This is a genomic window from uncultured Thiodictyon sp. (assembly GCF_903828115.1).
Taxonomy (GTDB): Bacteria; Pseudomonadota; Gammaproteobacteria; order Chromatiales; family Chromatiaceae; genus Thiodictyon.
In genome coordinates this window covers 1-2,754 of record NZ_CAIKKU010000683.1, presented here as the reverse complement: position 1 = coordinate 2,754, position 2,754 = coordinate 1, and the positions used below count along the sequence as shown (strand labels likewise).

Genomic DNA, 2,754 nt, shown 5'->3' with positions numbered 1-2,754 from the left:
TGCCGGGCTGGAACTGGATCGGATTCTGGGGCATGGCCGCGTCCTCGCCGGTGGGTTACCTTAAGTATGGACCCCCAGGCTCAAATTTGTGAGGCTCGCGACTGCCGACCGCTCGTTGGCTGAGTTTCGACGCTAATCACCAAAATCAAATGGTTATGTTTTTCCGTTCAGCGTAATTTCGCAATGCCCGTGTACGCAGGAGATCGCTATTATGCGACTGACTTTTAAGTATTTTTTTGATTCCTTTAAGTCCTGAAGAGCCGCAGCGCATCACCCAGGGCACTGACCGAACAGGAATATAGGAAAGTCATCGCCTCGCGGCCAGACACGATCCTGCTCACGGCGGCCTTCGGCCTTCAAAACACCCGCTCACCGCGAGCCGTGGAGGGACGCGCCGCCCTGGCCGGACTACAAGCCAAGCAGCGGGCCGGCGCCAAGCTCACCAAGGATGAAAAGGAGAAGGAAAAGCAGCTCGAACTTTTCGCGGCCGACGACGAGGAGCCCTGACGAATGCGGCGGGTCACACGTAGCAGCCTGTCGGCATCGAACGGATTACCGTTGCTGGTGGACCCTACGGCGGTCAATCCCTGGGACTTTCTGGACTTCAATCCGGACACTTACAACTTCGTGGCCCGCTTCGACCTCGCTACCAACGCCCCGTCGTTACATGGCGTGAAAACCGTGGAACTGCTCCAGGGCCTTGATCATCGTTCCGGCCACCCCTGCTATGCCGCTACCGGCAGGAGCGCGGGCGGCTTGGGCGGGCGCGGTCGTCGGCGCGCCGGTGACGCGGGCAACGGCATGCGCTGGAGCACCTGCGCGAACAGCGTTTCGTGGGCCCGGCCGAAGAAGCGTTCGGCGGCGGTGGTTCCGTCGGGGCGGCGGAGGTGGAAGTTATGCACGGCGGTCAGTGCCTCGAGCTTGCGGTCGCTGAGACGATGTCGGCCATGGTGATGCAGGGACAGTTGGCCGTTGCGCCCCTCCACGCTGGAACTGCTGCGCTGGAACAGGTCGGCGCAGTCGCCGGCCACCTGTTCGAGGCGCGCGCGCTCGGCTTCCGGGAGGGCCTGGAGCGGATGATCGCGTTGGCGCAGCGGTTCGAGCAACTGCCGGCTCAGGGCGCGCAGACGGTGGCGCGGTTCGGCGTGCGTGCTGCGGTTGGCGACGCGCTCCAGGTAGAGCGCCGGAATCAGCTGCGTGAGCAACGCGAGTTCCAGGGCGGGCGGCAGATTCAGCGCCTCGACCTTGGCCTCGACGGTCGCGAAGAAAAAGGCAATGGTGGCAAGGAACTGGATCGTCAGCCGCTGCGCCTTGGCCAGGCGCTCGCGGGCGCGCGTTGGCAGATCGGCCGCGTCAGCGAGCTGTTGCAGCCGCGTCCATACCTCAGCAAAGCGCTGCGCGATGCGCGCCACGGGTTGCGGCTGTCCCTGCTCCAGGTCATAGGGGTGATAGAGGGTCCCCAGCTCACGCACCAATTCGCGGGCCTCGGCCTGGCGCGCTTGGGTCTGCACCTGGTCGGCTTCGGCCTGCACCACCACCGCCAGGGCGGCCTCAATGCGGGCCGCAAACGCTGGCGGGCGCCCGCGGGGACGCGGGGATTGGGCGTCATAGGCCTGCTCGGCCGCCCGCGCAGCGTCCAGATGCGTCTGGGCGGCCGCGACGCTGGCACCCGCCTGTTTCACCTGGCGGGCCAGATGTAGGCTGGTGCCCTTGGACACCTCCTGTTGGTCATGGAACAGGTCCGGCGAATGATGCGCCGCAAAATCCGTCTCGATATGGCGGCGCAACGCCGTGGCCTCATCGCTGGTGCCCTGGATGACGGTCACGTTCAAGCCGTCCAGACCCGCGCGCAACGCCTGCGTCCAGGTGGCCGCCGTGCGATCGGCGGCGTACTGTTCGCGCAGCAGAAAGTTCGACACCGGCTCCAGCATGACCAACAAAATCTGCGGATGAAAGGTCTCATCCTCGCACGCCGTGATCGCGCGGTGCGGCATGCCCACCGCCAGCGCCGCCCGTTGCTCACGCGCCACGGCGACCACCACCTCCTCCAAGGCCGCATTGAGGGCCTGTTGGGTGCCATAGCTCGCGCCGACGAACGCCGACAACCCACTCAACTTCAGGAATTCACACACCATCCGCACTCCGGCACCGCCGTGCAGCGTGATGGCGAAGTGCGCCGCCACCACGATCTGATGGAGCCACTGCACGCCCTCGGGAGTCGCCACGAAGGCCACCAAGAGCGCCGGGGCCGCGCCGACCGGGGTGGGCTTGCACCAGTCCTGCAAGGTGCTGCGAGCCACGCCCAGTTCGGCGGCGACGTGGCGTTGCGGCTGCCCCGTCGCCAAGCGCGCGACGGCTGCCCCGCGCTGTTCGGCTCGCTCCAGGCGCGAGCGGTGCTTCACGACCCACCGCCGGCCAACCGCCGTACCACGCCCGGTGGCATCGACCCGATGTCTGCGCTAAAGTCGATCCCGGCAGGACCTTCGAACATGGTGCTTCTCCCTCGGTTTGTTTGCACTTCCAAGGGTACACAATTTCGCGGGTCCTGCCGCTCTCCAGTGGATGATTCACCAACTTCTACGCTAGGTCTTGGCCGGATTTATGATCAAGGCCTTCAACCGATACCCAGGTAGTAACGGGGGACGCGCCCCCTTCATCGTCACGATCAATGTCTGGGCCTCCCCGGCGATGTAGCGCACCAGCGCTTGGGAGGTGGTCAGTTCGACCCCTTGCAATTTCGCGTAGACCGCGACG

Annotated in this window: 2 protein-coding genes; one reads left to right on the top strand and one right to left on the bottom strand. The window is 65.3% G+C overall.

Annotated features, from left to right (window positions below; translation table 11 throughout):
* Positions 1 to 381 precede the first annotated feature (381 nt).
* Positions 382 to 507: a hypothetical protein gene (locus QZY48_RS25870; RefSeq protein ID WP_295436400.1), complete on the top strand. Its 126-nt coding sequence runs from the start codon at positions 382 to 384 to the stop codon at positions 505 to 507.
* A 218-nt stretch (positions 508 to 725) separates the two neighbouring features.
* On the opposite strand, the gene QZY48_RS25865 is transcribed toward QZY48_RS25870, so the two are convergent.
* Positions 726 to 2,402, bottom strand: coding sequence for a DUF6399 domain-containing protein (locus tag QZY48_RS25865; RefSeq protein ID WP_295436399.1), 1,677 nt, complete (start codon positions 2,400 to 2,402; stop codon positions 726 to 728).
* Between the last annotated feature and the right edge of the window lie 352 nt (positions 2,403 to 2,754).